Source organism: Sphingobium sp. LB126, assembly GCF_002795205.1.
GTDB lineage: Bacteria > Pseudomonadota > Alphaproteobacteria > Sphingomonadales > Sphingomonadaceae > Sphingobium > Sphingobium chungbukense.
Genome location: NZ_NETV01000006.1, coordinates 65659 through 88783, shown reverse-complemented (window position 1 = coordinate 88783; position 23125 = coordinate 65659). Strand labels below are relative to the sequence as shown.

Here is a 23125-nt window from a genome sequence, read left to right as displayed (position 1 = left end):
AAGCCATCGAGCGGATCGAGGTCGTGCGCGGTCCCATGTCCTCGCTATATGGCTCCGATGCGATGGGCGGTGTCATCAACATCATCACCCGCAAGATCCCGGACCGCTGGGGCGGATCGCTCGGCTTCGACTATACCTTGCAGGAGCATGGGCGGTACGGCGACAATTACCAGGGTCAGTTCTATCTCGCCGGTCCGGTCGCCTCCGACACTCTCGGGGTCCAGATGTGGGGCCGGCGCTACAATCGCGAAGAGACCAGCATCCTGAACGGCCTCAACGGCGCGAAGGACTATGATCTGACCGGGCGTGTCGCGGTCCGGCTCGCACCCGGCCATGAGATGGTGCTGGAGGCCGGCACCCAGCGCGTGCGCCGCGAGAACAGCGGCGGCAAGACTTTGGCGGCCACCGCCGCCGATACCTATAACACGAACGATCGCGATCATTATGCAGCCTGGTATGACGGCAGCTTCGGCGACAAAAAGCTCTGGCTTTCGATCCAGCAGGAAGAGACGCAGCGCTACATCTATTCGCGCAATGCCGCCTCGGGCGCGTTCGTCGCCGGCACCCGTGCGCCCAATGTTCGCAACCGTGTCGCCGATCTGCGTTTTTCGATGCCGCTCTTCACCGGCAACACGCTGGTGGTCGGCGGGCAATGGAACAACACGCGGCTGATCGATCAGAATCCCGGGGCGCGAACCGGGCTCGACGAACGCTTCTCCATCACCCAGAAAGCGGTGTTCGTTGAGGACGAGTTTTATGTCACCGATCGGCTCAGCCTTACCGGCGGCGTGCGCCTGGACGATCACGATATCTATGGCTCGCACTGGACGCCGCGCGCCTATGTGGTGTGGGAGGCTATTGACGGCCTGGTCCTCAAGGGCGGCGTGACGACGGGCTTTCGCGCACCGGAAATCCGCCAGATCGCACCGGGCTATGCCTATACCACGGCCCAGTCGGCCCGAAGCTGCGATTTTGGTCATCTTGGAGAACACGTCGGGAACGGGCTGGTTGTTGTTGACGGTCGCCCATGCGAGGAACGACGTTCCGCTCCGATAAGGGAGTGGCGTTATGAGCCTTGGCGTTTCGAGTGGGGATCTGATCGGCTCCTGGAGCCTGAGTTTTTCGGACATCGCGTTCGTGACCGGCAAAGCGGAGACGGCGCGACTGGGATTGGCGGTTCAGCTTAGATTTTTCGCCGCGCATGGCTTCTTTGTGCCGGATCATGCGTCGATACCCTCCGACGGTGTCTTGTATCTGGCGGAGCAACTTGGTCTCGATGCCAAATCCGTGAACCACTATGATTTTTCCGGTCGCACCGCCCGCCGGCATTGCGCGGAGATTTTGCGGCATCTCGGGTTCCGCCGTATGACGCAGACGGATCGCAGGGCGTTGTCGGGGTGGATTTCCGACGATCTTTGTGCGGGCGGGCAGTCGATCAATGCCATGCTCGAGCATGTTTTCCTGTGGTGCCGCGACCGCCGTATCTATGGGCCGTCGCGCAAGGAGCTGGAACGCCTCGTCCGCTCGCAACGACACCTCTATCTGGAGGCCCTGTTGGCCCGAGTCCGCGACCGGCTTGTGCCGGATGCGGTCGCCTTGCTGGAAGCCTCGCTCGCCGATCCCGATGGCCCGACCGGCTTCAACACGATGAAGGGCGATGCAGGTCAGGCGACGCTCGAAAACATTCTTGGCGTGACCGCCAAACTCGCCTTTATCCAGCGGCTTGCTCTTCCCCGAGATTTCCTATCGGTCACGGGCAAGGCATGGGTCGATCAGATCGTTCGCCGGGCTGCCGGCGAGAAAGCCTCGGAGATGCGCCGGCATGTACCGGCGCGCCAGCTCGGGCTCTATGCCGTTTATCTGATGGCGCGGGAAGCTCAGCTTACGGATGCGATGGTCGACCTGCTGATCGAGACGGTCCATAAGATCGGATCGCGCTCGAAACGCAAGGTGGTGGGCGATATCGCGAAAGACATCGAGCGGGTCTATGGCAAGGAGCGACTCCTGGTCGAGATTGCCAGCGCTTCGATCGACGATCCATCCGGGCGCATCTGCGATGTCATTTTCCCAATCGCCGGCAAGGACAAGCTGGCGGCGATCATCAAGGAAAGCCAGGCAAAGGGCGCCTTGGATCGGCGGATCTACAAGGTGATGCGGGGGTCATGGGCCAATCATTATCGCCGTATGCTGCCAAGCCTGCTTTCGGCACTGGAGTTCCGGTCGAACAACGCCATGTGGCGTCCGGTGCTGGCGGCCCTGGACTGGATCAGAAGCAAAGTGGATGATGGATGCCGCTACGTGCCGCCGCACGCAGTGCCGGTCGACGAGGTCATTCCGGCGAGATGGCGCAGTTCCGTCATTGATGAAGAGGGGCGCGTAAACCGGATCAGTTATGAGCTTTGTGTCCTCGCGCAACTGCGCGATCGCATCCGTTCTAAGGAAATCTGGGTTGCCGGGGCGGACCGATACCGCAATCCCGATGACGATCTTCCCAAGGACTTCGATGCGCGGCGAGAAGCATATTACACAGGATTGAACCTGACGGCGGATGCGCGTGCATTTTCAAGCGCCATCCGGGAAGAGCTTGCTCAGGAACTGTTGCGCCTCAATGCCAATATTCCCCGGAACGACAAGGTTCGGCTGCTGTGGCGCGGCGAGAACCGTATCTCTCTCACCCCGTTCAAACCCTTGCCCGAACCCAGGGGTCTCGCCTCGATCAAGACCGAGATCGGCCAACGCTGGCCGATGACCGGGCTGCTCGACGTACTGAAGGAGGCTGCCCTTGATACGGGACTTCTCGAAGCGTTCGAAACATCGGCCTCGCGTGTTGCACTGCCGAAAACCGCGCTGGATCAACGTCTCCTGCTATGCCTCTACGGCTTGGGAACGAATGCCGGGCTCAAGCGGATCGCCGGCGCCACCCCCGATGTCAGCTATGAAGAGCTGCTGCATGTCCATCGCCGCTTCGTTCATGCCGCGGCGCTCAAGGAGGCGTGTGCCAGGGTTGCGAATGCGACCCTGGCAATCCGCAATGCCGCAGTCTGGGGAGACGCCGGCACGGCCTGTGCGTCAGATTCCACAAAGTTCGGAGCCTGGGATCGCAACCTGATGACGGAATGGCATGCGCGTTATGGTGGGCGGGGCGTCATGATCTACTGGCATGTCGAAAGACGCGCGACGTGCGTCTATTCCCAGCTCAAGCGCTGCTCTTCCTCCGAGGTCGCCTCCATGATCGAGGGCGTGCTGCGCCATTGCACCGACATGGAAATCCAGCGACAATATGTTGATAGTCATGGCCAAAGCGCGGTTGGCTTTGCATTTTGCCGGCTTCTCGGATTTGAGCTCGCACCCCGCCTGAAAGCGATCGCTCGCCAGAAGCTGGCTCTTCCCGATGTCGGCATGCGAACGCGGCTTCCCCACTTGCAGCCGATCCTCTCCAGTCCGATCAACTGGGATGAGATCGAGCAGCAATATGACGAGATGGTCAAATATGCAGCCGCCATGCAGACAAAAACCGCCGACCCGGAGGCGATCCTGCGCCGGTTCAGCCGCTCCGAGGTGATGCACCCGACCTACAAGGCGTTGAGTGAGCTGGGCCGCGCGGTCAAGACGATCTTCCTGTGCCGGTATCTGCGCGAGGAGTCCTTCCGCCGCGAAATTCATGAAGGCCTGAATGTCGTTGAAAACTGGAACAGTGCCAACGGGTTCGTTTTCTTCGGCAAGGGCGGCGAGATCGCCACCAACCGCATCGATGAGCAGCAGCTCTCGGTCCTGGCGCTACATTTGCTGCAAGCGTCGCTTGTCTATGTGAACACCCGAATGCTTCAGAGCGTGCTGGTGGAACCGAAATGGACGGGCCGGATGACGCCGGATGATTATCGCGGCCTCACACCGCTGATTTACAGCCACGTCAATCCTTATGGCCGCTTCGACCTCGATCTGAATAGCCGGATCGATTTTGGGCGGCTTGCTGCCTGACCGGGGCCTTTCGCTCGCACCATTTGGGTGCACCCGAACGTGACGATCGGAAGTGACATATACGACATGTCACAAAAGGGTGGTTCCGTCACCAATGTTACTGTACGAGGGCAAAGCCACCCTAATGTGACGGATTTGCCCATGACCCGCGTCGGCTACGCCCGCGTCAGCACCATCGACCAGGATCTCGACATCCAGGTTGCCCGGTTGAAGGCAGCGGGCTGTGAAATCGTCCGCTCCGAAACAGGCTCGGGCGCATCGCGCACTGGACGCACGGAGCTTGAGACGATCATGCAGTTCCTGCGCGCCGATGACGAACTCGTCGTCCTGCGTCTCGATCGGCTCGGTCGCTCCACACGCGATGTTCTCAATCTGGTTCATGAACTCGACCAGAAGGGAGCCTCATTGCGGGTGCTTGAGCCGGAGGTGACGACGGCCGGAAGCATGGGGCGGATGGTGATCACCATTCTGGGCATGGTCGCGGACATGGAACTGACGTTCATCAAGGACCGGCAGCGCGCCGGGATCGAGGCGGCGCGCGCCGAAGGCGTCTACAAAGGCCGGAAGAAAAACATCGATGACGATGAAATCCGACGCCGGATCACCGCCGGCGCGAGCAAGGCCAGCGTCGCGCGCGACCTCAAGATCTCAAGGATGACCGTCTATCGGGCGCTTGACGTCATTCCTTCAAGGATCGGGCTGCCGGAAAAGCCGCCTTCTGTCACCATCGCCCTGCATCTGACCATCGAGAACTTCAACAAGCATGGTCGTGGCAGAAAGCCCGCTCGCGAGCGCATTGAGGCGATGCTGGAGCGGGATTACCAGATGCAAAAGACCGGGAACTGCGATTACACGCTGACCGTCGCCTATGATCAGGATGCCGATGGCGTCAGCCTCGATGACGAGATCACATCTCTCCAGACAGAGATGTTCAACATCGCAGAGAGCTACAGGTGCTCGATCGAGACCGATGTTTACGAGATTGGAGGACAAGAGCGAGCCTGGTAGCTCGCCATGTTCAATCTTCGTTCTTCAACATGGCTAAAATCACAGCTTCGGGCCGACTGGGCCACCACCGGCGGCGCAGGCTGTTCCTATGGTGTGAACGGCACCTGCGGCGTTATCGTCGGCGATCCCAACCTCAAGCCGGAAAAGAGCACCAGCTACGAGATCAATGCGCATTATGACAATAAGCGCGGCCTCAGCGGGGGTGTGACGCTGTTCCATACCGACTTCCGCGACAAGGTCGTCGACGTCCAGCAGATCGACGCCAACGGCAATTTCATCCGGTGGAGCGAAGACCCGGGCTATCGCCTCTGGTCATGGGTCAATGTCGACAAGGCCAGGGTGCGCGGGGTGGAGGCGAACTTCCGGTGGAAGCCATGGGATCAGCTTTCGCTCCGGGGCGGTTACACTTTCACCGATAGCAAACAGCGGAGCGGCAACTATGTCGGCTATCCGCTGGCGCGAACGCCGAAGCACATGGCGAACGGCCGGCTCGAGTGGACACCCACGGAGGCGATCACCGCTTATGCCGTGGGATGGTATCATGGCTCCGAAATCAACGCGGCGCTGCGACTGGGATCGGCGGGAACCCCCATCACCACGCCCGATGGCCGGATCGTTCGCCGCTATGGCGACTATTTCACCGCCGACATCGGCGCTTCGTACCGGATGCCCAACGGCGTCCTGATCAACGCTGCGATCCAGAATGTCACCGACAAGAAGCTCGATGAGGCGACCTACAACACGGTGAACGAGGGCCGGCGCCTGTGGGTGGGCGCGACGTTCCGCTTCTGAAAGGGATGCCCATGATCTGGCTGCCTCGATTCCCGACCGGGGGGACGCGCATGAAGGCAGCGCTGTCGTCTGCCGCTGCCTTGTCGCTGGCCCTTGGGCTTTCGGCCTGCGGCGATGCCGCCCGGTCGGATGCGGACAAGAGCGAGGCGGTCTCCACGAGCCTGCCCAAAGGATGGAGCCGCTTGGCCGGCCAGGACGTCGCCAGACTTGAAAATCCCGGGGTCCAGCGCTTGCCGGTCGCCGCCAGGGGCGACGACGGCGTGACCGTGGAGATCCGCGACACGTCGCGCACGATAGCCGGCGGAGACGATATCATCGAGATGTTCGATGCCCTCGGCCGTTCTTCGGATATCTTCGCCGCGCCGAAGGAATCGGCAACCGAAACGGGACGCGGCGCGCGGCATCGCTACCTCCTCAACCGCGCCACGGGCGCCGAAGGGGTGCTGAGCCTGAAGGGCACAGTGTTCTTCGGAAACAGCTCGCAACGCCATAGCCGGCTTTCCGCGCAGCTGCGTGCCGCCGGCACGCCGGCCATCGTTATCGACAGCGGGCAACCCGCCCCGGCCAGGATCCGGCGGATCGCCGCCGCCATCGGCCTTGCCGATGCGGGCGAACAACTCGCGCGCAAGGTCGAGGCGCAATATGCGCAAGCCGCCGCCATCGCGAAGACCGTCAGCCGCAAGCCGCGTGTGATCCAGTTGTCCGCGACGGGAGCCGGGGGCCATCCCGCCGTGCTCGGGGTCGGCGCGCCTTCCTCGCGGCTGATCGCCATCGCGGGTGGAACCGATATCGGCACCGAGATCGGCGTGAAGGGGGCATCCCCTCTCAGCCCGGAGGGCATGGTGCAGGCCGGACCCGAAGTCATCGTAATGACCGAGACCGATCTGAAGACGTTCGGCGGCGAGGAAGGATTGCTCAAAAGCTATCCGACGCTGGCACAGACGCCGGCGATCATCGACGGCCGCGTCTTCATCATGCCGGACCTGCAGCTCAAGACGGGGGGCATCGCCTCCGGGGCTGGCGTCGTGGCCCTCGCGCGCGCCTTCGCTGCCCTGGATTTCGAATGATCGGAAGGCTAGTCGGCGGCCTGCGGCGAGGCCGCATGTCGGCTTCGCGCGGGGCCGAGTTTGCCGTCCTGCTGACAGCCATCGTCCTGCTCGCCGCGGCCATTCTCGGCTCATTCGCTATCGGGCCGCTCAAGCTTCCGGCAAGCGATGTCGTTCATGTCGTCGCAGCACAGCTCGGGCTGGCCGACTCCGGTGACCTTTCCCGCCGGGACATCGCCGTGGTGTGGGATCTGCGCCTGCCTCGCATCCTGATGGCCTGCGTCGTAGGTGCCAGCCTGGCGGTCGCCGGCGCGGCACTGCAGGGCCTGTTCGGCAATGTCCTCGCCGATCCGGGTGTCATCGGCGTGTCCAGCGGCGCTTCGCTGGGCGCGGTTGCCGCGATCGTTGTCGGGGCGGATATGCTGGGCCGCTGGACGATCACGGTCGCGGCCTTTGCCGGCGGGTGCCTCGCGACGGCAATCATCTATGCTCTGGCGCGCGGCGATCGGTCGGGCGCGACGACGACGATGTTGCTCGTGGGCATAGCGATCGGAGCGGCCTGCGCCGCCGCGACAGGCTTCTTCACCTATATCTCCGACAGCACGCAGCTCGAACAGCTGATCTTCTGGCAAATGGGTTCGCTGGCGCGCGTGAGCTGGCCCGAGCTGGCGGCAGCGCTTCCCGCCTTCGTCATCGGCCTCATCGGTCTGCTCACGCTCGCGCGGCCGCTGGACCTGCTTGCCCTTGGCGAGCGGCAGGCGCGTCATCTGGGCGTGGACGTGCACCGTGTCAGACTGCTGCTGATCGTATTGGGCGCCTTGCTGGTCGGCTCGGCGGTCGCCTTCGCCGGTGCGGTCGGGTTCGTGGGGCTGGTCATTCCGCACATCGTGCGCCTGATGATCGGGCCGGGTCATCGCTGGCTGTTGCCGGTCGCCGCGGTTCTGGGCGCCCTGCTTATCGTGATCGCGGACACGGCCGCCCGGACGCTGGATCCGCCGCTCGAAATACCGCTGGGACTGTTCACCGCGGCCATCGGCGCTCCTTTTTTCCTGTGGCTGATCCAGCGGCAGCGGCCAAAGGTACGTGTATGACCCCCACGCCGGCCATCCAGCTTCGCGGCCTGTCGGTCACGTTGGGCTGCGCTCCGGTCCTATCGGATATCAGCCTCGATCTCGCCTATGGAACGCTGACGGCGCTGGTCGGCCCGAACGGAGCGGGCAAATCGACCTTGCTCAGCGTCATCGCCGGTGATGTCCCGCCCGACGAGGGAAGCGTCGCCATCGAAGGACACGCGGTCGCGGCATGGTGCAGCCGGGGCCTAGCCCGGCGCAGGGCGATGTTCGTGCAGGATCATCGCATCAACTTCGCATTCCGCGTTCGCGAGGTGGTCGAAATGGGGCGGCAACCCCATCCACCCGATCCGATCGCCGACGAGCGCATCGTGTCGGGCGCCATGGCGACCGCCGACATTGCGCATCTTGCCATGCGCGACATCACCTCGCTCTCTGGCGGAGAAGGCGCTCGCACATCCTTTGCGCGCGTCCTGGCGCAGGATTGCCCGATCGTCCTGCTCGACGAGCCCACCGCCGCGCTGGACCTGCGCCATCAGGAATCCCTGCTCGCGACCGCCCGCGATCTGGCGCGTGCGGGCGCATGCGTCGTCATCGTCTTGCACGACCTCAATCTCGCCTCCGGCTATGCCGATCGGATCGTAATACTCAAGAACGGCGCTGTCGCAGCCGATGGCACGCCCCGAGATGTCTTGACGTCCGGGACGATAGAAGACGTGTATGATCAGAGCGTCCTGGTTCTTGATCACCCGACACGCCGCACGCCGCTTGTCGTGACTATTTGATGGCCGCGGAAAGGGGGCCTAGCCCAACAAATCCGCAAGCCATTTAGAAATAGGGGCCTCTTGTCGCTCGGCATCGTTCACTGCAAGGGCAAGCGCGGTCGTCGAAGGCGGGAAACCGGCGCCGTAGTCCCGCCGCGCCCGCACCATGCCGGCGCGGTTCCACGTTCCAGTATGAAGCCGTCATCGGCGAGCTGCGCCGGGAGATCGCCGCCAAGGCGTAGAGGATCTGTCGAGGATCTTCGGTGCGGCCCAGGCCGCGCGTATTTGCCGCCCTCCCTTCCCCGCACGCGGGTATCTCGGTCGCGGGGAACACCAAGGACAGCCGCCCTTTCGTTCCCGAACGACAATCGACCGCCCGTGTAATCCGCCAAGCGCGCCTCGCGCCGCCCCTTACAGGGCGTCGGCCGCGCTAAGGCGGCTCGCCCGCGCCAGCGGTAGATTCTCGCTCCCCCTCCCCATCCCGTCCTCGCCGGAAGGCAGAGCCGCATGCCGCAGAGCAAGCGGCTTTCAGCCTGACAGGAAAGGAAGACATCATGGGACGTATCACCGAAAGCCGGGCCGATGTGTATCAGGAGATCACCGACCAGATGATTGCAATGATCGAGGCTGGCACCCGGCCTTGGTCGAAATCGTGGAACGGCAGCACCGCGCCCAATATCCCGCTTCGCTCGACCGGCGTTCCGTATCGCGGCATCAACGTCCTGACCCTTTGGGTTGCCGCCATGACGAAGGGCTTTGCTTCCCCGCATTGGCTCACTTTCAAACAGGCCCTCGCGCTTGGCGGATGCGTCCGCAAGGGCGAAAAAGGTTCTACCGTCGTCTATGCCAACAAGATCGAGGTGGATGCCGACAGGGGCGGACAGGGCGGTGATCAGGGGTCCGGGGACGGCAAGCGTCAGGTGGCGTTCCTCAAACGTTACACGGTCTTCAATTCCGAGCAGATCGACGGCATCGAGGCGAAATATCCCGCTCCCGCGCCAGTCATCACCGCGACCAATCCCGACGCGCGTGACGCCGAGCTGGATGCGCTCTTTGCCCGCATTCCCATCACCGTGCGGCATCAGGGTTCACAGCCCTATTACCGGCCCAGCGACGATATCGTCACCATGCCGGAATTTGCCGACTTCCACACCAGCGACGACTATTATTCGACCCTCGCGCACGAACTTTGCCACGCCGTTGGCCACCCGACGAGGCTGGCGCGTGCGACCCTCATTTCCACCAAGCGCGAAGACTATGCCCGCGACGAGTTGGTGGCCGAGCTAGGGGCAGCGTTCGTCAGCGGCGCGATCGGCATCAAGCTCCACGACCGGGAGGATCATGCCGCCTATCTGTCGAACTGGCTGGAGGCCCTGCGCAACGATAAGCGCGCGATCTTCACCGCCGCGCGCCACGCACAGGATGCGGCCGATTGGCTCTTGAGCCGCATGGGCGCGGACAGCGCCGCGCAGTTGGACGAAGCGGCGTGAGCGCGCCCGACGACCCCGGCCCCGATGAGGGCCGGGCCGTCGCGGGGCGACTGGTCTATGATCCGAACTTCGCGACCGTCAGCGAGGCCGAGTTCAACGAACTGATGGCGATCATGCGCGACGGGGCGGGAGCAAAGCCGCCCACCCCGGAGGGGCAATGGCGGCGCGACTATCACAAGGCGATGTTCAACCGCCGCCTTGTGGGCGTGCAGCCCGATCTTTTCGGGGGCAAGCCGGTGACACATATGCACAAGGCCAAGCCCGGCCCGGTTTCGGACTGGAAGCCCGAGCCGGTGGAAGACAAGCTGGCGCGGATCGCGCGCGATCCCAATGCGACCTTCGGCATCGGCCGACCGGGCTTGAGCGATGAGGAAAAGGCGGCGCTGGTCCGCTCGGCCGCGAACTGGCTGCGCATCGGTCAGCGCGTCCGCATCACCGGATCGTCCGTATCCTATGACGGCAGTTTCGAGCGCCGCAAAGGCCGCAAAGGCGTAGTCTGGCGCTTGTGCAGCCCCGTTTTCGCGGATCATCTCTATGTCTATCTCGATCCCGTAGGGGCGGAACGCGCCGAGAAAATCGCGATGGTGGAATTGCGCGATGTCGAGCCGATCGACGATCCGCTGTTGGTCCCCGAGCCCTTCGCCCTATGATCGGGCAGACGATCCGAAAGGAGCCATAGATGAATCCGCCCCAGCGCCGCCCCGTAATCCGCGCCGTCACGTTCGAGGAAGTCGGCGAAGCTATTGGCCGCCTCATAGACATTGCCCGTTCCGATACCGGCCAGTCCGCCCGCGTTGCCGACTTCTTGCTGGCATGGTGGAATGGCGACGACAACGGCCATTTCCCGATCCTGCACTTGTGCAACTGCGATGCGGTCATTTCAGAGGACATGCTGACGATCATGGCGCATCTGGCGCAGGAGCCGACCGTCTATCCCGATGCCTGGGGCTATCGCGAGGCGATCGAAGCCCTTGTCGTGGAATGGCGGCTGTCATGACCCCGCTGCGCGGCGCGATCGACTTCATCACCGGCTTGCCGATCGACCGGGATACACGGCGCGCGCGGCTGCTCGCCGCGCGCCGCAAGCCGGTTGGGAGCATTCCCCGGCGCGGCATCCTTTCCGGCCATTGGGATGGCGGCAATGTCGTCGGCGCGTTCCGGGGCGGGCGCGGCAGCTTCATCGCGGATTAGTCGCGAAAATCGCGCGGCGCTCCCCCGCATAGCGTGCGAGCGGCGCTGGCCCTCCTTGCAGAATGGTGGCTGACCCAAGCTTTCAGCTTTTCCTTGAATTTTCGTCCAACTTCGCCTATGTCGTCTGCAACATGGCCGTCCCCGCTGTTGCCGCTGGCATCAAGGGGCGGCCTTCTTCATATATGGGGCAATGCTGCCGCCCTATACCAAACCCCATCTCAGCTTTGCCGATCAGCTCGCCCTGCTTGTCCAGCGCGGCATGGCCGTCACCGATCCGGCCAAGGCGACCCTCCATCTTCAACGCATCGGCTATGGGCGGCTGACGCCTTACTGGCAGCCGTTCCAAGACAGCATTCCCGATCCCGCCGACCCCGCCGGCGTCATCCTGACCGATCAGTTTCGTCCCGGCGCCGAGTTTCGGCATGCGGTCGATCTCTACCTGTTCGACAAGCAGCTTCGCCTTCTGTTCCTCGATGCGATCGAGCGTATCGAAGTGGCGTTGCGCGTGGAACTCGCGCACGCGCTGGGCAAGCGCGACCCCTGGGCGCACCGCAACGCAGCCTTTCTCGACGCCCATCGCGCAAACCGGGCGATACACGGGGGCAATACCACCCGGCATCAGTCCTGGCTTGATAAGGCCGACCAGTCCATCACCCGCTCAAAGGAGCCGTGGGTGGCCGAGTTTTTCAAGACCTACAACTCCCCAGTCCCGATCTGGATGGCGGTCGAGTTGTGGGATTTCGGCACCTTGTCCTGGCTGCTCGAAATGGCGCACCCGAATGATCGCGCCGCGATCGCCAAACACTATGGTCTGCTCCCCAATACGCTGGTGAGCTGGATCAGGACGCTTGCCTTCGTCCGCAACATCTGCGCGCATCATTCGCGGTTGTGGAATGCTGGTATTATCAATCAGCCGCTTGTTCCTAAGCCGTTCGAGGCGGTGCGCGTCGTTCATATCGGCAGCGATCCGGAGCGGCGGAATCGCATCTATGGCGCTGCTGTCGTCGCCAGCTATTTCGTTGCCCGGATCAATCCCGGCAGTTCCTGGCCCGCGCGCATGAAGGCTCACTGGCAGGCATTTCCTGTCATGCCATTCGCGTTGCCCCCGCAGGGCGGTTTTCTTGCCGGTTGGGATCAGGAAGCCATGTGGGCCTGATGCGGTCAGGCCCGAATCGCGCGCCGCTCCCCCGCCAAGCGGGCAAGCGGCGCTGGTCAGGTTCGTAGAAACGGCGGCGATCGGCGGCGAACGTCATATTGATGCCGCGCGGGTTTCGTCGGAAAATCAGGATCATCTTTGAAAGGATCGGACTGTGCCCGCGTTTGCGTTCCACCTTGTCCCCGACACAGGCGAAGCGTCGATGCGCCTGATCAATGCCGCCAGCCTCGAAGCTGCAAAAGCCCTGGTCGTGGAAACGGTCAGACAGGAAGATTGGCGCGAGATCCAACTGTGGGACGGTGATCGCGTGATCCGGGTAAAGCGACCCGCCACGCCCGCGCCGGTGAAAAAGCGCGATGAGGTGGACGACCGCTCCGCGCGCATCGTCGCCATGCGCGCCGAGGGAAAGACCCAGAAGCAGATCGCGACCGAGTTCGGGATCGGCATCGAGCGGGTGCGCCAGATCATCGCGCGCGTGGAGCGCATCGAACGAACGCACCGCCTGGAGCCGAACCGCGCGGTGCTTTCGGTCCGCGCCGAAAATGTGCTGCGCCTACTGATCGACGAGCCCGAGACCGACCCGTCAGAGCGCGACCGGCTGTTCCCCGGGCGGGTTGCCGCCCTGACCCGCAGCCGGGTCTTCAACGCGCCCAATGCCGGGGCGCGGACCGTCGACGAGATCGAAGCGTGGCTGTGGGAACGCGGCCTCTGTTTCAGCACCGAGGCTTAGCCGCCGTTCGAGCGAGGCTCAACGCCGCGTCGGGCTGATGGCGTCGCCACCCTGTAGCCGCCGCCATCCTTCGTGAGGAAGAACCACGCGGTCGCGCCATAGCGATAGCGAGCCGCGGCCGAGATGGCGACGTCGCGCCGATCGAGCGCGCGCCGCGCCGCCGCGAACAGAGGGCATAGCGTGGATGGTACGCTAAACAACGCTAAGGGCGAACAATCAGCGAACGCTTAGGCGGCGCGGCTATCCGGCGGCAGATTGAGGGCCTTGCGGCCAGCGGAAGCGGCTGCTCGATCCCAGAGGAAATCGCCCGAGAAAGCAATATGCTCCCAACCTACTGGGGACGTATGGGCGAGTAGATCATCAGGCACCGCGACCGATGTTGATCGTAGATGCTGGGCGGCGGCATCCATGTAGATCGTGTTCCAATAGACGATCGCGGCGACGAGCAGATTGAGGCCGGACGCCCGATATTGCTGCGCCTCGTGGCTGCGGTCGATGATGCGGCCCTGGCGGAATGTGTAGATCGCCTGCGTCAGGGCATGGCGCTGCTCGCTGTTGTTGAGACCGGCATGGCATCGCCGGCGCAGATCGGGATTTTCTAGCCAGTCCAGCATGAACAGCGTCCGCTCGATCTTGCCGATTTCCTGTAGCGCGACATCGAGCTGGTTCTGCCGTTCGTAGGCAGCGAGCTTTCGCAGCATGACCGATGGCGCGACATGGCCGGCCTTGATCGACCCTACGAGGCGCAGCACGTCTTCCCATTGCTCACCGATGATGTCGGTGCGGATACGCTTGCCCAACAGCGGGGTGATGGACGGATAGGCCGTGACCGGCGCGATCGGCGCGAGCCGCCTGTCGGGGAAGTCGCGCAGGCGCGGGCAGAAGCGAAATCCCAGCATCGCGCACAGGGCGAAGACATGATCGGTCGCCCCGCCGGTGTCGGTGTAATGCTCGACGATCCTGAGATCGGTGCCGTGGCTGGTGAGGCCGTCGAGGACATAGGGCGCCTCATGCGTCGCGGCCGAGATCACTTTGACGTGGTAGGGCGCGCGCTGATCAGAATTATGGGTGTAGAAGCTGAAGCCATGATCGACGCCATAGCGGGCGTTGATATCGCCGCCCGACGCGCCGCGCTTCGCGGCCCTGAAGAACTGGCCATCGGAACTGGACGTGGTGCCGTCGCCCCATACTCGTGAGAATGGCAGGCGGTGGTGCGCGTTGATGAGGAGGGCCAGCGCCGCGCGGTAGCTGTCGTCGCGGATATAGGCGTCATGGGTCCAGAGGAGCTGATCGCGCGTGACGCCCTGACTCGCCGCCGCCATGCGCGACAGGCCGAGATTGGTCGCATCGGCGAGGATCGTGGCGAGCAGCGCGTTTTCATTGGGACACGGCTCGCCGGTACGCAGGTTGGTGAACGCCGCAAGAAAGCCGGTTTCCTGCGCCACCTCATGCAGTAGCTCGGTGATGCGGATGCGTGGCATCATGGCATCGAGCCGGTCGGCCAGCGCTTCGGCGTCGGGCGTCGCGATCGTGCGAACGGGGGATATCTGGAGGCGGTCGTCGCGATATCGCACACCCTCCAGAGCGTCGCGCTTCAGGCGCTGGGCAAATTTCTTAAGCCGCCAGTCAAGTTCGCGGCCCCGCTGTTCGAGCCATTCGCCGGCTGTGGGTGGCAGACCGAGAGCCGACACGATCGGCTTCGCCTGGGGTTCGCTGAGCAGGTAGCTGTCGAACCGGCGGTATCCTGCCGATCGCTCCACCCAGACATCCCCGGAACGCAGCTTGTTGCGCAGATGCGCGATCGTCGCGATTTCCCAGAGACGCCGGTTGATCTTGCCGTCATCGCCCACGACGATTTTCCGCCATTCCTTGCGGAAGGGCATCGGAGCGTCGGCAGGCAGATCGCGTTTGCCCGACCTGTTGAGGTCGCGCAGCATCTCGATGGCGGCGATCGTTTTTGCACTGCCCTTTCCGGCCCTGAACTGGAGCGCCTCAAGCAGGTCGGGGGCGAACTTGCGCAACGTCGCATAGCGGTCGGCCGCCACCGTCAGCGGATCAAGGTTGGCGGTTTCCGCGATTGTCGCCACTTCTGGCCTCGCCTTCAGGAGGGTGTTCCACCCGACCGATGCGTCCAGGGCCTCCATTGGATCTTCGCCGGTATCGACCGCATCGGTCAATGCGTCGATTGTCCTGCGAAAGATCAGCATCAGCCGCGCCACATTCTTTGACGTGGTGGCATAGCTGCGCGCCTGGGCGTTCTTCGCGCGGGTGAAGATGCTGCCGATCAGCTTGTCCGCCATCTCCAAGGCGTTATCGGTCAGTCGTTCCTCGAGGTCGAGCAGGAACGCAACCAGCGTAGCGCGCCGTCGGGAGGGAATATATCGCTCGATCATATAGGCAGGCGAAGCGCGGCCTTCCCTGACATATTGCCGAAATCGGTCGGCATGGATGCGGCCAGCCACGTCCGGGGAGATGCCGATCTTCCGCACTTGCCGCAGGCGGTCGAGAATCTGGCGGATGTGATCGGGCCTGGCCGCAACGGGAATGGTCTTGAGCGAAGCGAGTTGGCTCATGCCGCCGGCGTCGTCAAAGACCTGGTCGAGGGCGTGGACCTGTTCGGCGCTAAGATCAGCGATCAGGGCGTAGGCAGCCTGCTTGCGGGCACGCGCGCGTCCCGCACTACTGGCGCGTTCGATGGTGGAGATGGACGGCAGTAGAATCCGGGCCTCGCGAAGGGCGGTGACAACGCCGATCGCTATCGTCATCCCCTTGTCGGTCGCCCATGCCGTTTTCGCGGCCGCTTCGATCATGAAGGGAATGTCGGCGCGGGTTGGTCCACGAAGGCCCGCTCGCATCGCCAGCTCGCGGGCATGGTCCGTCATCGTCTGATCCCGCGCTGCATAGTTGGCCAGGTCGGTTACGTGTAGACCAAGTTGTTCCGCGACGAAGGCGGCGAGATCATGGGGTATCGCTCCCTTGTCCTGTATCAACTGCGCCAGTGTGATGCCCGGGTGCCGCAAGAGCGCGAGTTGCAGCGCGACACCCAACTGGTTCCGTCGCTCCCGTCGTGCGCCGATGATCTCGATGTCCGAAGGCTCGAAGGTGTAGAGCCGGGCTAGATGGTCGCGCTCGCTCGGGATGGCGAGGATCTGATCGCGTTCGCTCTCGGTCAGGAGTTGATGCTTACGCTTCGTCATTCCGATTCCCGTCCACAAAAGGTCATCTGGGCCTATGGACAGCCATGAGTAAAGAGACATAGTATGTGGACGGATATGGATGGGGCGAAGCGATCGCCCTTCAGATCGTCCACAGAACGACCGTTTGGGAGACGCACGGGATGGGCGATATTCTGGGTTATGCCCGCGTCAGCACCGGCGATCAGGACGTGGCTGGACAGACCATGCGTCTGGAGGAGGCCGGCGCGATCAAGGTGTTCACCGACGTCATGTCGGGCAAGAGCATGGAGCGGCCCGGTCTGGCCGAACTGATCGCCTATGCCCGCAAGGGCGACACGCTGGCGGTGGTCCGCCTCGATCGGCTTGGGCGCTCGCTCGCCGAATTGCTCACCACGGTCGAGACGCTACGCGGCCAGGGCATCGCGCTCCTGAGTCTTGAGGAAAAGATCGACACATCGTCGGCCGCCGGCGAACTCATCTTCCATGTGTTCGGGGCCATCGCCCATTTCGAGCGGAGACTGATCTCCGAGCGAACCAGGGATGGGATCGCCGCCGCGCGCGCCAAAGGCAAGTTGCCCGGCCGTCAGCCGCTCGACATGTCCAAGGTACATGCCGCCATCAAACTGGTCGAAGCGAGCATCTCGCCGACAGAAGCAGCACGACAACTCGGCATCGGCCGATCGACCATCTATCGAGAAATGCGCCGCCTCGGCGTGGAAAGGCCCATCTGAATGTCCAGATCGAAATCGGCTCACGATCTTTCCGGCCTGATGAAATATGCGGATCGCGCGCCATGGGATGAGGCATTGGCCGAAATGCTGTCCGCGCATCTCGATCCGGCGAGCGAAGCGACCGGACTCGAGCCTGACGCCATATTCGAGATAATTGGCGATCACTGGCAAGGGCCGCTATGGGGCTGCGCCTTTGAAGATCTGCTTACGCAGGAACTGGAACCCGACGGTCGCAATCTGGTCGATGACTATCTCAAGCGCCGGGGCTGGAACGAAAAGGCGCCGAACAAGGCCTATATGCGCGCGTTACGCGATACGGTCATGTCGCTCTATGAGGTCAGCGAAGTCGTGCCTGGTCAGTCGATGACCTTGCGCGATCTGCTGCGCGACGTTGCTCCGGTGACGGTGCGCGAACACGGTGCAACCCAGACCCTGGTCAACTGGGACAAGATCGCCGCAAGGGTTGTCGACGTGAACGGGCGCCATGGCATTTCCGGAGCGCTGTTGCCGTTCAGCGCTGAGGGCGCCGTGCGAGTGGTCGAGGCATTTTCCCGACTTGCCGACGAAACTCAGGACACTGCGGAATTGGACCCGTCCGATCGGGACGCGCTTCTGGGAGCATCGGGACCGATGTTCACGAACATGTGGCTGCTCGACTGTCTGGGCAAGGCCATGCCCGGCAGCGCGCCGGATATGGTCAACGCCGACGGCGATGACCTGGTGTTCCACCGTATCGTTTTTCCGCTGGCGAAAGGCGTGGTCGGCAAGAGCCTGATCCGAAGGCTGAACGCGGCACAATGGCTGGAACCTGCCAGCGACAGTTTCTGGAACTGGCTGGCACCAGCGACGAAGAACAAGAAGCCGCAAGCGACCAAAGGCAAGCGGGCCTTCGTCACGACCATGGATGACGGCACGCCGGTTTTTGCCAATGTGGAACTGGCAGGGCGCAAGCTGATCGTCGAGGTAAACAGTGCCGCCCGCGCGGAGCGAGCAATTACCCAGATGGGCGAATGGCTTGGTGATTGCGTGAGCGCGCCTATGGCCGAAATCCGGACGCTCGATCAGGTTATGGCCGACGATGCCGCCCGCACGCCACAGGACGAGGCGCTGGATATTCCACCGCATGAAATGGAGCGCATCGTTCACGATATGCTGACCCGTGAATATACGAAAACGCTCGATGAGCCGGTCCCAGCCCTCAGCCACAAGACGCCACGCGTTCTGGCCTGTACAAAGGCGGGGCGGGTAAAGGTAGCCGACTGGCTCAAATATATCGAAAATGGCGCGGCAAAATCGGGCACCGCCGATCCGATGGGCACCTATGACTTTACATGGATGTGGGAAGAACTGGGGCTTAGCGACCTCCGGCGGTAACGGCCATCATGCGGTTCTTGAAATGTTCTCGCTTAGCGTTGTCTGGCGTACCTTCCACGCGATGCCCTCATGTTGCGCTCAGGAAATGACGCAAGGCGAGGCGGTCGTGACGGCACGAAGCGGCGGAAGCCATCCGCGAATATCTCGGAAATATGCACTCGTTCCCCCCACGCAACTCGGTCTGTACCCCAGACGGATGTCCTACTGCACGGTATTCTGGAAGGTGGGGCAAGCAAAGCCAGAAAAGGTCCAAGTCATCTGCCATCGCATGGCGTCCGTCCTACGCTTTTAGCTACTCTCCGCCGGCGAGCCGCAATCGGTTGATGGCTTAGCTGGTAGCGCAAGGTACGGCGTAGCAGCCGCTTGGTCTTAGACGATCCGCTCCTCGATCCGGCTGCCGCTCGGTGTCTTAATAACGCTGAACCCGTTGGGCACCGCCTGTTGCACGAGCGGAACGTGGGAGATCAGACCGACCGCTCTACGCTGGCCAACGATATCTTGCAGAACCTGCAGCACCTGATCCAGCGTCCCGCCGTCGCTGTCGCTGTCGAGACTTCCGAAACCTTCATCGATGAAGATCGTATCAAGGCGGATGGCACCGTGGGTCATCTCCACGATGTCGGAAAGCCCAAGCGCTAGAGCCAAAGCGGCGATGAAGGTCTCGCCGCCGGACAGGGTCGTGACCTCGCGCGCTCGCCCGGTCTGGATATCATGTACGCGGATATCGAGACCACGCTTCCTGCGACCGCCTACCGTTTGAACGTCACGCTCCAGGCGATATCGGCCCTGGCTCATCGGACCGAAGCGAAGGTTGGCGGCTTCCAGCACCTGATCGAACATCGCGCCGACCGCGTAGGTCTCCAGAGTGATGTTCATTGCGTTGCGGCCTTCGAACGCGTCGGCCAGCGCGCGCAAAGGGCCGGACTGCTCGTTCAATAGCGCTAGGCGATCCATCTGCTCGCGCAGGCTTTCGAGCAATTGGGTCAGCTGGTTGCAACCCGCACGCGCGTCGGCGGCAGCGCGGGTAGCGGTCGCTGCGGCTCCCTGCGCAGCGTCCCGGTCGGCGCGAAGGAGCTCGAGATTTGGCCGCTCACGCTCCGCGATCGCCGCGCTCGTATCTTCGACCCGGCTCTGCGCACGCGTCAGGTTTTCGCGGAACGTGTCGAGTTGTTCGAGCATGGTCGCGATGTTCGCAATATCGGCTTTCGCTACCCGATACTGCTCATCGGTCAGGCCGAGCTCGTCTCGCCGCATTGCGTAAGCGGTACGCGCGTTGGCAAGGTCCTGGTCGCATTCGGTGATGCGCTTTGCCGCACCCGTTCGATCGCTTTCGGCGGCGGCTCGATCAGCGCTGCTCTGCGTGCAGGCGTCCTGCGCCGTCTGGATTTCCAGCTGACGGCCGTCGATCTGCGTGCTGACGGTGCGTCGCCGAAGCGTGATCGCGGCGGCATCGCGAAGCCAGTCAGGAACTGCGGCGATATGGTCATTGTATGACTGCCGTGCGAGCGCGGCCGCTGTCCCCGCCGACTGCTCTTCACCGGCCTTCGTCGAGCGTTCGACGTCCGCCGTGGTCACATTTCCCTCAAGCTTCCCGGTCTGTCCGACGAGGGATGCCACGTCGACAACAGCGCCCAGCGCCTCGATCGCCTTGCCTATCCGTAGCGCCTCGCTCTCGAGATCCGCGACCCTGCCTTCGGGCGGGTCCAGCGCATCCAGGGTAGCCTTTCGTTCGTCCCGAACGCTGCGCGCAGCGCTGAATGCTGATTCCGCTGTTTGTGCATCTATTGCGGCGCTGTCGAATGCGACCTGCGCCTCACGCCACGCGGCCTCCAATCCGGCCGCGGGCTCGCCACCATGGGCCGGCCGGGGATGCTCTGCACTGCCACAGACGGGGCAGGGGCTGCCGCCCTCAAGGCTCTCGGCGAGCAGCCTCGCCTGGCCGGCGATGAATTCCGCCTGCCGATCACGGACAGCGCTCTCAAGGCCGCTACGGTGCAACCGTGCGTCCGCCACCGTGGTCTGCGCTTTCATCAGAAGCCCTTCGGCGGTGTCCAGGGCCGTCCGGGCTCGCTCAACCTCGCGTGCATGGCGCGCCTGCCGCTGAACGCGGTCGCGATCTCCGGTGAGGCGCAGCCGTTCACTCTGGTTGGCATGCGCCCGATCGACATTCGCGCGGTGTGTCACGAGCGCTTGCGTTGCACGATCGGCCTGTTGCCGGGCCGTCGCGGCCGCGGTCCGCGCACTTGCGAGCAGGCCCTCGGCATTCTCAGCCTGCACCTTCAAATCGGCAGCATCGGTAAGGACCGTGGCATAGCGATCGAGTTCGGAAAGCTGCTGCTTCAAGGCATCGATTTCACCGACCTTGGCTTTGAGATCTGCCAGCGTCCGCTGCGCTGTCGCCTCTGCCCCTACGGTTTCGGTTACGCGTCGCACGGCGATCGTCTCCGCCTCTTTGGCCGCAGCCAAGGCTGTGACCGCGCGCGTGACGGCGTCATCACGATCGACCAACTGCGCCGCGCATCCGGCACCCGTATGGCGCTCACGAAGGGCGTCCATATAGGCTTGGCGGCCTTGAAGGGCCGAGAGCGCTGTCGCTGCAGCACCGGCATCATCGAAACATTTCTGCAGGGCCTCGCCATTGCTAAGCGTCGTGGTAGCGGCGGCACGGGTCGCGTCGGCCGTGGCGGCACCGGCATCGAGTTCGGCGCATTGTCCTTCCGCTGCATCGATCGCGCTGGTCAGATCATCAGTGCTGGCGAACCCGGCGTTGCTCAGCTGCTGAACGTGGAGCAGCATGCCCTGCTGGTAGGTCGTCCGGGCTTCGGCGGCCCGCTCCTTCAGCCGCTCGGTCATGCGCTCGTAGAGCGAGACGTCGAACAGGCCACGCAGGATGTCGAGGCGCGCCTTGCTGTCCGACGCGAGGAAGCGCTCGAACTGTCCCTGGGGCAGAAGAACGATCTGGCGAAATTGCCCGACGTCGTAGCCGAGCAATTCGCGAATGCGTTCGTTGACCACGCCGACACGCTTCTCGGCCAACACCGTTCCGCAATTGTCGACCGAGACGTCGTCGACCTCGATATCGGTCACATCGAATAGATAGGCGGTATGGACATGGTCGGTCTCGCCATCGCCGCGCAATCTCGGCCGCTTCTGCTCGGGCTGCCGGCGCACGAAGTAACGCTCGCCGCCGAGCTCGAAAAGGAAAGCCACCTCTGTGAGGGTCTGCGCGGCGGCATGGCCCGACCGCATGCTGGTCGTCGGCTGCTCGTGTCTCGCGCCTTCGCCGAAGAGCGCGAACGCCATCGCACTGAAGATCGAGGATTTGCCCGATCCGGTCGGCCCGTAGATCCCGAATAGGCCTGCATCGACGGCGCGGCGGAAGTCGACGACCTCGGTCGCGGCATAGGGCCCGAAGGCGGTTATGAAGAGCTTGAGCGGTTTCACGCCTCGATCTCCTGACGCGCTTCGTGGATCAGCGTGTTGACGAGCTGGGTATCGACCTCACCCGGTGCCTCCCCGCGCACGAATTCTATGAAGTCGGAGACGAGGGTCTCAGGATCGTCAATCGCGGCACGCCCTTCGCCCAGCTTCTCTTCGAGCGTGCGTTCAGCGCGTTCGTAACTGAGCTGGACAGCATTGGGGTAGAGCACACGAATGCGCTTCATCGGATCGATCTGAGGGGTTTCATCGGTGAGGACCACGCGGATGAAATCATCCGACCCAACGGGCGCTGCGACCAGCTCCTCGAGCGTCCCCCGGATCGTCCGGGCCTGCCGGCGGGGCTTCAGCGGTATGGCCGTTGTCTCGACGGAGCCATCGGCTGCCATGTCGATCAACGTCAGCGATTTTTCCTGACCTTCCTCGTCGAAGCCGAAGGCGAGCGGCGAGCCGGAATAGCGAATGTGCGGCGCCCCCACCGATTGCGCCCGATGGAGATGGCCAAGCGCGACATAGTGGGCGCCGTCGAAGATCTCCGCGCTGATCGTCTCGATCCCGCCGACGGTGCGTGACAGCGACCGTTCGCTGTCCGTCGAGGCGGCGCCTTCGACGAAGCTGTGGGCGACCACGATCCAGCGAGCGCTGGCCGGGACACGGTCACGTGCGGCGTTGACCTGGGCGGCGATGACGTCGGCCGGGCAGCTGATATCCTCTGCGTCAAAGCAGGCCCGCGCGGCGAACTCATAGGAAAAGGGAAGGGCGGAGATAGCAACCGACCCGTGCTCGTCTTCGAGCATCATCGGCAGATCGTCGGCGTCGAGCGGTCCGCGGATCAGCGCCTTCTCGATCGGCGCGAGGACGCCGAGCATGCCGATCTGGGCAGCCGCATCGTGATTGCCGGCGATGATGACGATGGCGAGTCCGGGGTTGGCCGTCGCCCGAACCAGAAAGTCGCGAAGGCGCGTGAGCGCGGTTTGCGGCGGCCCGGCGCGATCGAAGATATCGCCGGCAATGATGAGCACGTCGGGGGAGTGCTCGAGGATGGCGGAATCGATCTGGGCGAGGATCGCGTCGTGATCCTCGTCGAGCGGTAGCTGGAAGAACTGGCGGCCAAGATGCCAGTCGCTCGTGTGCAAAATCCGCATGCCCTGATTCCATCTATTTTCTATGCGTGTAGAAAC

Annotated in this window: 18 protein-coding genes; 15 read left to right on the top strand and 3 right to left on the bottom strand. The window is 63.4% G+C overall.

Annotated elements, in window-relative coordinates; translation table 11 throughout:
• The 13 genes from CAF53_RS26115 to CAF53_RS26055 all read left to right on the top strand — a co-directional run.
• A partial coding sequence (locus CAF53_RS26115) for a TonB-dependent receptor (protein WP_157801397.1) occupies window positions 1-1187 on the top strand: 1187 nt, incomplete at its 5' end.
• The gene (locus tag CAF53_RS26110; protein WP_100240065.1) at window positions 1069-3978 is read left to right on the top strand and encodes a Tn3 family transposase; all 2910 of its coding nucleotides are present in this window, start codon (window positions 1069-1071) and stop codon (window positions 3976-3978) included. The genes CAF53_RS26115 and CAF53_RS26110, both read left to right, overlap by 119 nt.
• Window positions 3979-4119: 141 nt before the next feature.
• Window positions 4120-4986, top strand: a complete 867-nt coding sequence (locus CAF53_RS26105; RefSeq protein WP_100240066.1) for a recombinase family protein — start codon at window positions 4120-4122, stop codon at window positions 4984-4986.
• Between the two features lie 6 nt (window positions 4987-4992).
• Window positions 4993-5778: a TonB-dependent receptor gene (locus tag CAF53_RS26100; RefSeq protein WP_100240092.1), complete on the top strand. Its 786-nt coding sequence runs from the start codon at window positions 4993-4995 to the stop codon at window positions 5776-5778.
• A gap of 11 nt (window positions 5779-5789) precedes the next feature.
• Window positions 5790-6845, top strand: a complete 1056-nt coding sequence (locus tag CAF53_RS26095) for an ABC transporter substrate-binding protein (protein WP_212742235.1) — start codon at window positions 5790-5792, stop codon at window positions 6843-6845.
• Window positions 6846-6880: 35 nt separating this feature from the next.
• Window positions 6881-7915, top strand: a complete 1035-nt coding sequence (locus tag CAF53_RS26090; RefSeq protein WP_100240091.1) for an iron ABC transporter permease — start codon at window positions 6881-6883, stop codon at window positions 7913-7915.
• Window positions 7912-8679 carry a heme ABC transporter ATP-binding protein gene (locus CAF53_RS26085; protein ID WP_100240090.1) on the top strand — a complete coding sequence of 256 codons (768 nt, stop codon included), beginning with the start codon at window positions 7912-7914 and terminating at the stop codon, window positions 8677-8679. Before CAF53_RS26090 ends, CAF53_RS26085 begins: the two co-directional genes overlap by 4 nt.
• 533 nt (window positions 8680-9212) lie before the next feature.
• Complete coding sequence (locus CAF53_RS26080; protein ID WP_100240089.1) at window positions 9213-10148, top strand: zincin-like metallopeptidase domain-containing protein; 936 nt, start codon at window positions 9213-9215, stop codon at window positions 10146-10148.
• A complete protein-coding gene (locus tag CAF53_RS26075) occupies window positions 10145-10798 on the top strand; it encodes a hypothetical protein (RefSeq protein WP_100240088.1) in 654 nt (217 codons plus the stop codon). The genes CAF53_RS26080 and CAF53_RS26075 overlap by 4 nt, the downstream gene beginning before the upstream one ends.
• Window positions 10799-10827: 29 nt before the next feature.
• A complete protein-coding gene (locus CAF53_RS26070) occupies window positions 10828-11145 on the top strand; it encodes a hypothetical protein (RefSeq protein ID WP_100240087.1) in 318 nt (105 codons plus the stop codon).
• On the top strand, window positions 11142-11339 hold the full coding sequence (locus CAF53_RS26065; RefSeq protein ID WP_100240086.1) for a hypothetical protein: 198 nt from the start codon (window positions 11142-11144) through the stop codon (window positions 11337-11339). The genes CAF53_RS26070 and CAF53_RS26065 overlap by 4 nt, the downstream gene beginning before the upstream one ends.
• Window positions 11340-11529: 190 nt before the next feature.
• Window positions 11530-12495 (top strand): Abi family protein, encoded by a 966-nt coding sequence (locus CAF53_RS26060; protein WP_100240085.1) that lies wholly within the window; start codon window positions 11530-11532, stop codon window positions 12493-12495.
• A 202-nt stretch (window positions 12496-12697) separates the two neighbouring features.
• On the top strand, window positions 12698-13225 hold the full coding sequence (locus CAF53_RS26055) for a sigma factor-like helix-turn-helix DNA-binding protein (protein WP_157801396.1): 528 nt from the start codon (window positions 12698-12700) through the stop codon (window positions 13223-13225).
• 227 nt (window positions 13226-13452) lie between these two features.
• On the opposite strand, the gene CAF53_RS26050 is transcribed toward CAF53_RS26055, so the two are convergent.
• Window positions 13453-16422: a Tn3 family transposase gene (locus tag CAF53_RS26050; RefSeq protein ID WP_015449292.1), complete on the bottom strand. Its 2970-nt coding sequence runs from the start codon at window positions 16420-16422 to the stop codon at window positions 13453-13455.
• Window positions 16423-16562: 140 nt separating this feature from the next.
• Here CAF53_RS26050 and CAF53_RS26045 point away from each other — a divergent pair, with 140 nt between their 5' ends.
• A complete protein-coding gene (locus CAF53_RS26045) occupies window positions 16563-17132 on the top strand; it encodes a recombinase family protein (RefSeq protein ID WP_013849886.1) in 570 nt (189 codons plus the stop codon).
• Window positions 17133-18506, top strand: coding sequence for a hypothetical protein (locus CAF53_RS26040; protein WP_031293519.1), 1374 nt, complete (start codon window positions 17133-17135; stop codon window positions 18504-18506).
• 369 nt (window positions 18507-18875) lie between these two features.
• On the opposite strand, the gene CAF53_RS26035 is transcribed toward CAF53_RS26040, so the two are convergent.
• Entirely contained in the window at window positions 18876-21950 is a 3075-nt protein-coding gene (locus CAF53_RS26035; RefSeq protein ID WP_100240083.1) for an SMC family ATPase, read from the bottom strand.
• On the bottom strand, window positions 21947-23089 hold the full coding sequence (locus CAF53_RS26030; RefSeq protein WP_100240082.1) for an exonuclease SbcCD subunit D: 1143 nt from the start codon (window positions 23087-23089) through the stop codon (window positions 21947-21949). The genes CAF53_RS26035 and CAF53_RS26030 overlap by 4 nt, the downstream gene beginning before the upstream one ends.
• Window positions 23090-23125 lie beyond the last annotated feature (36 nt).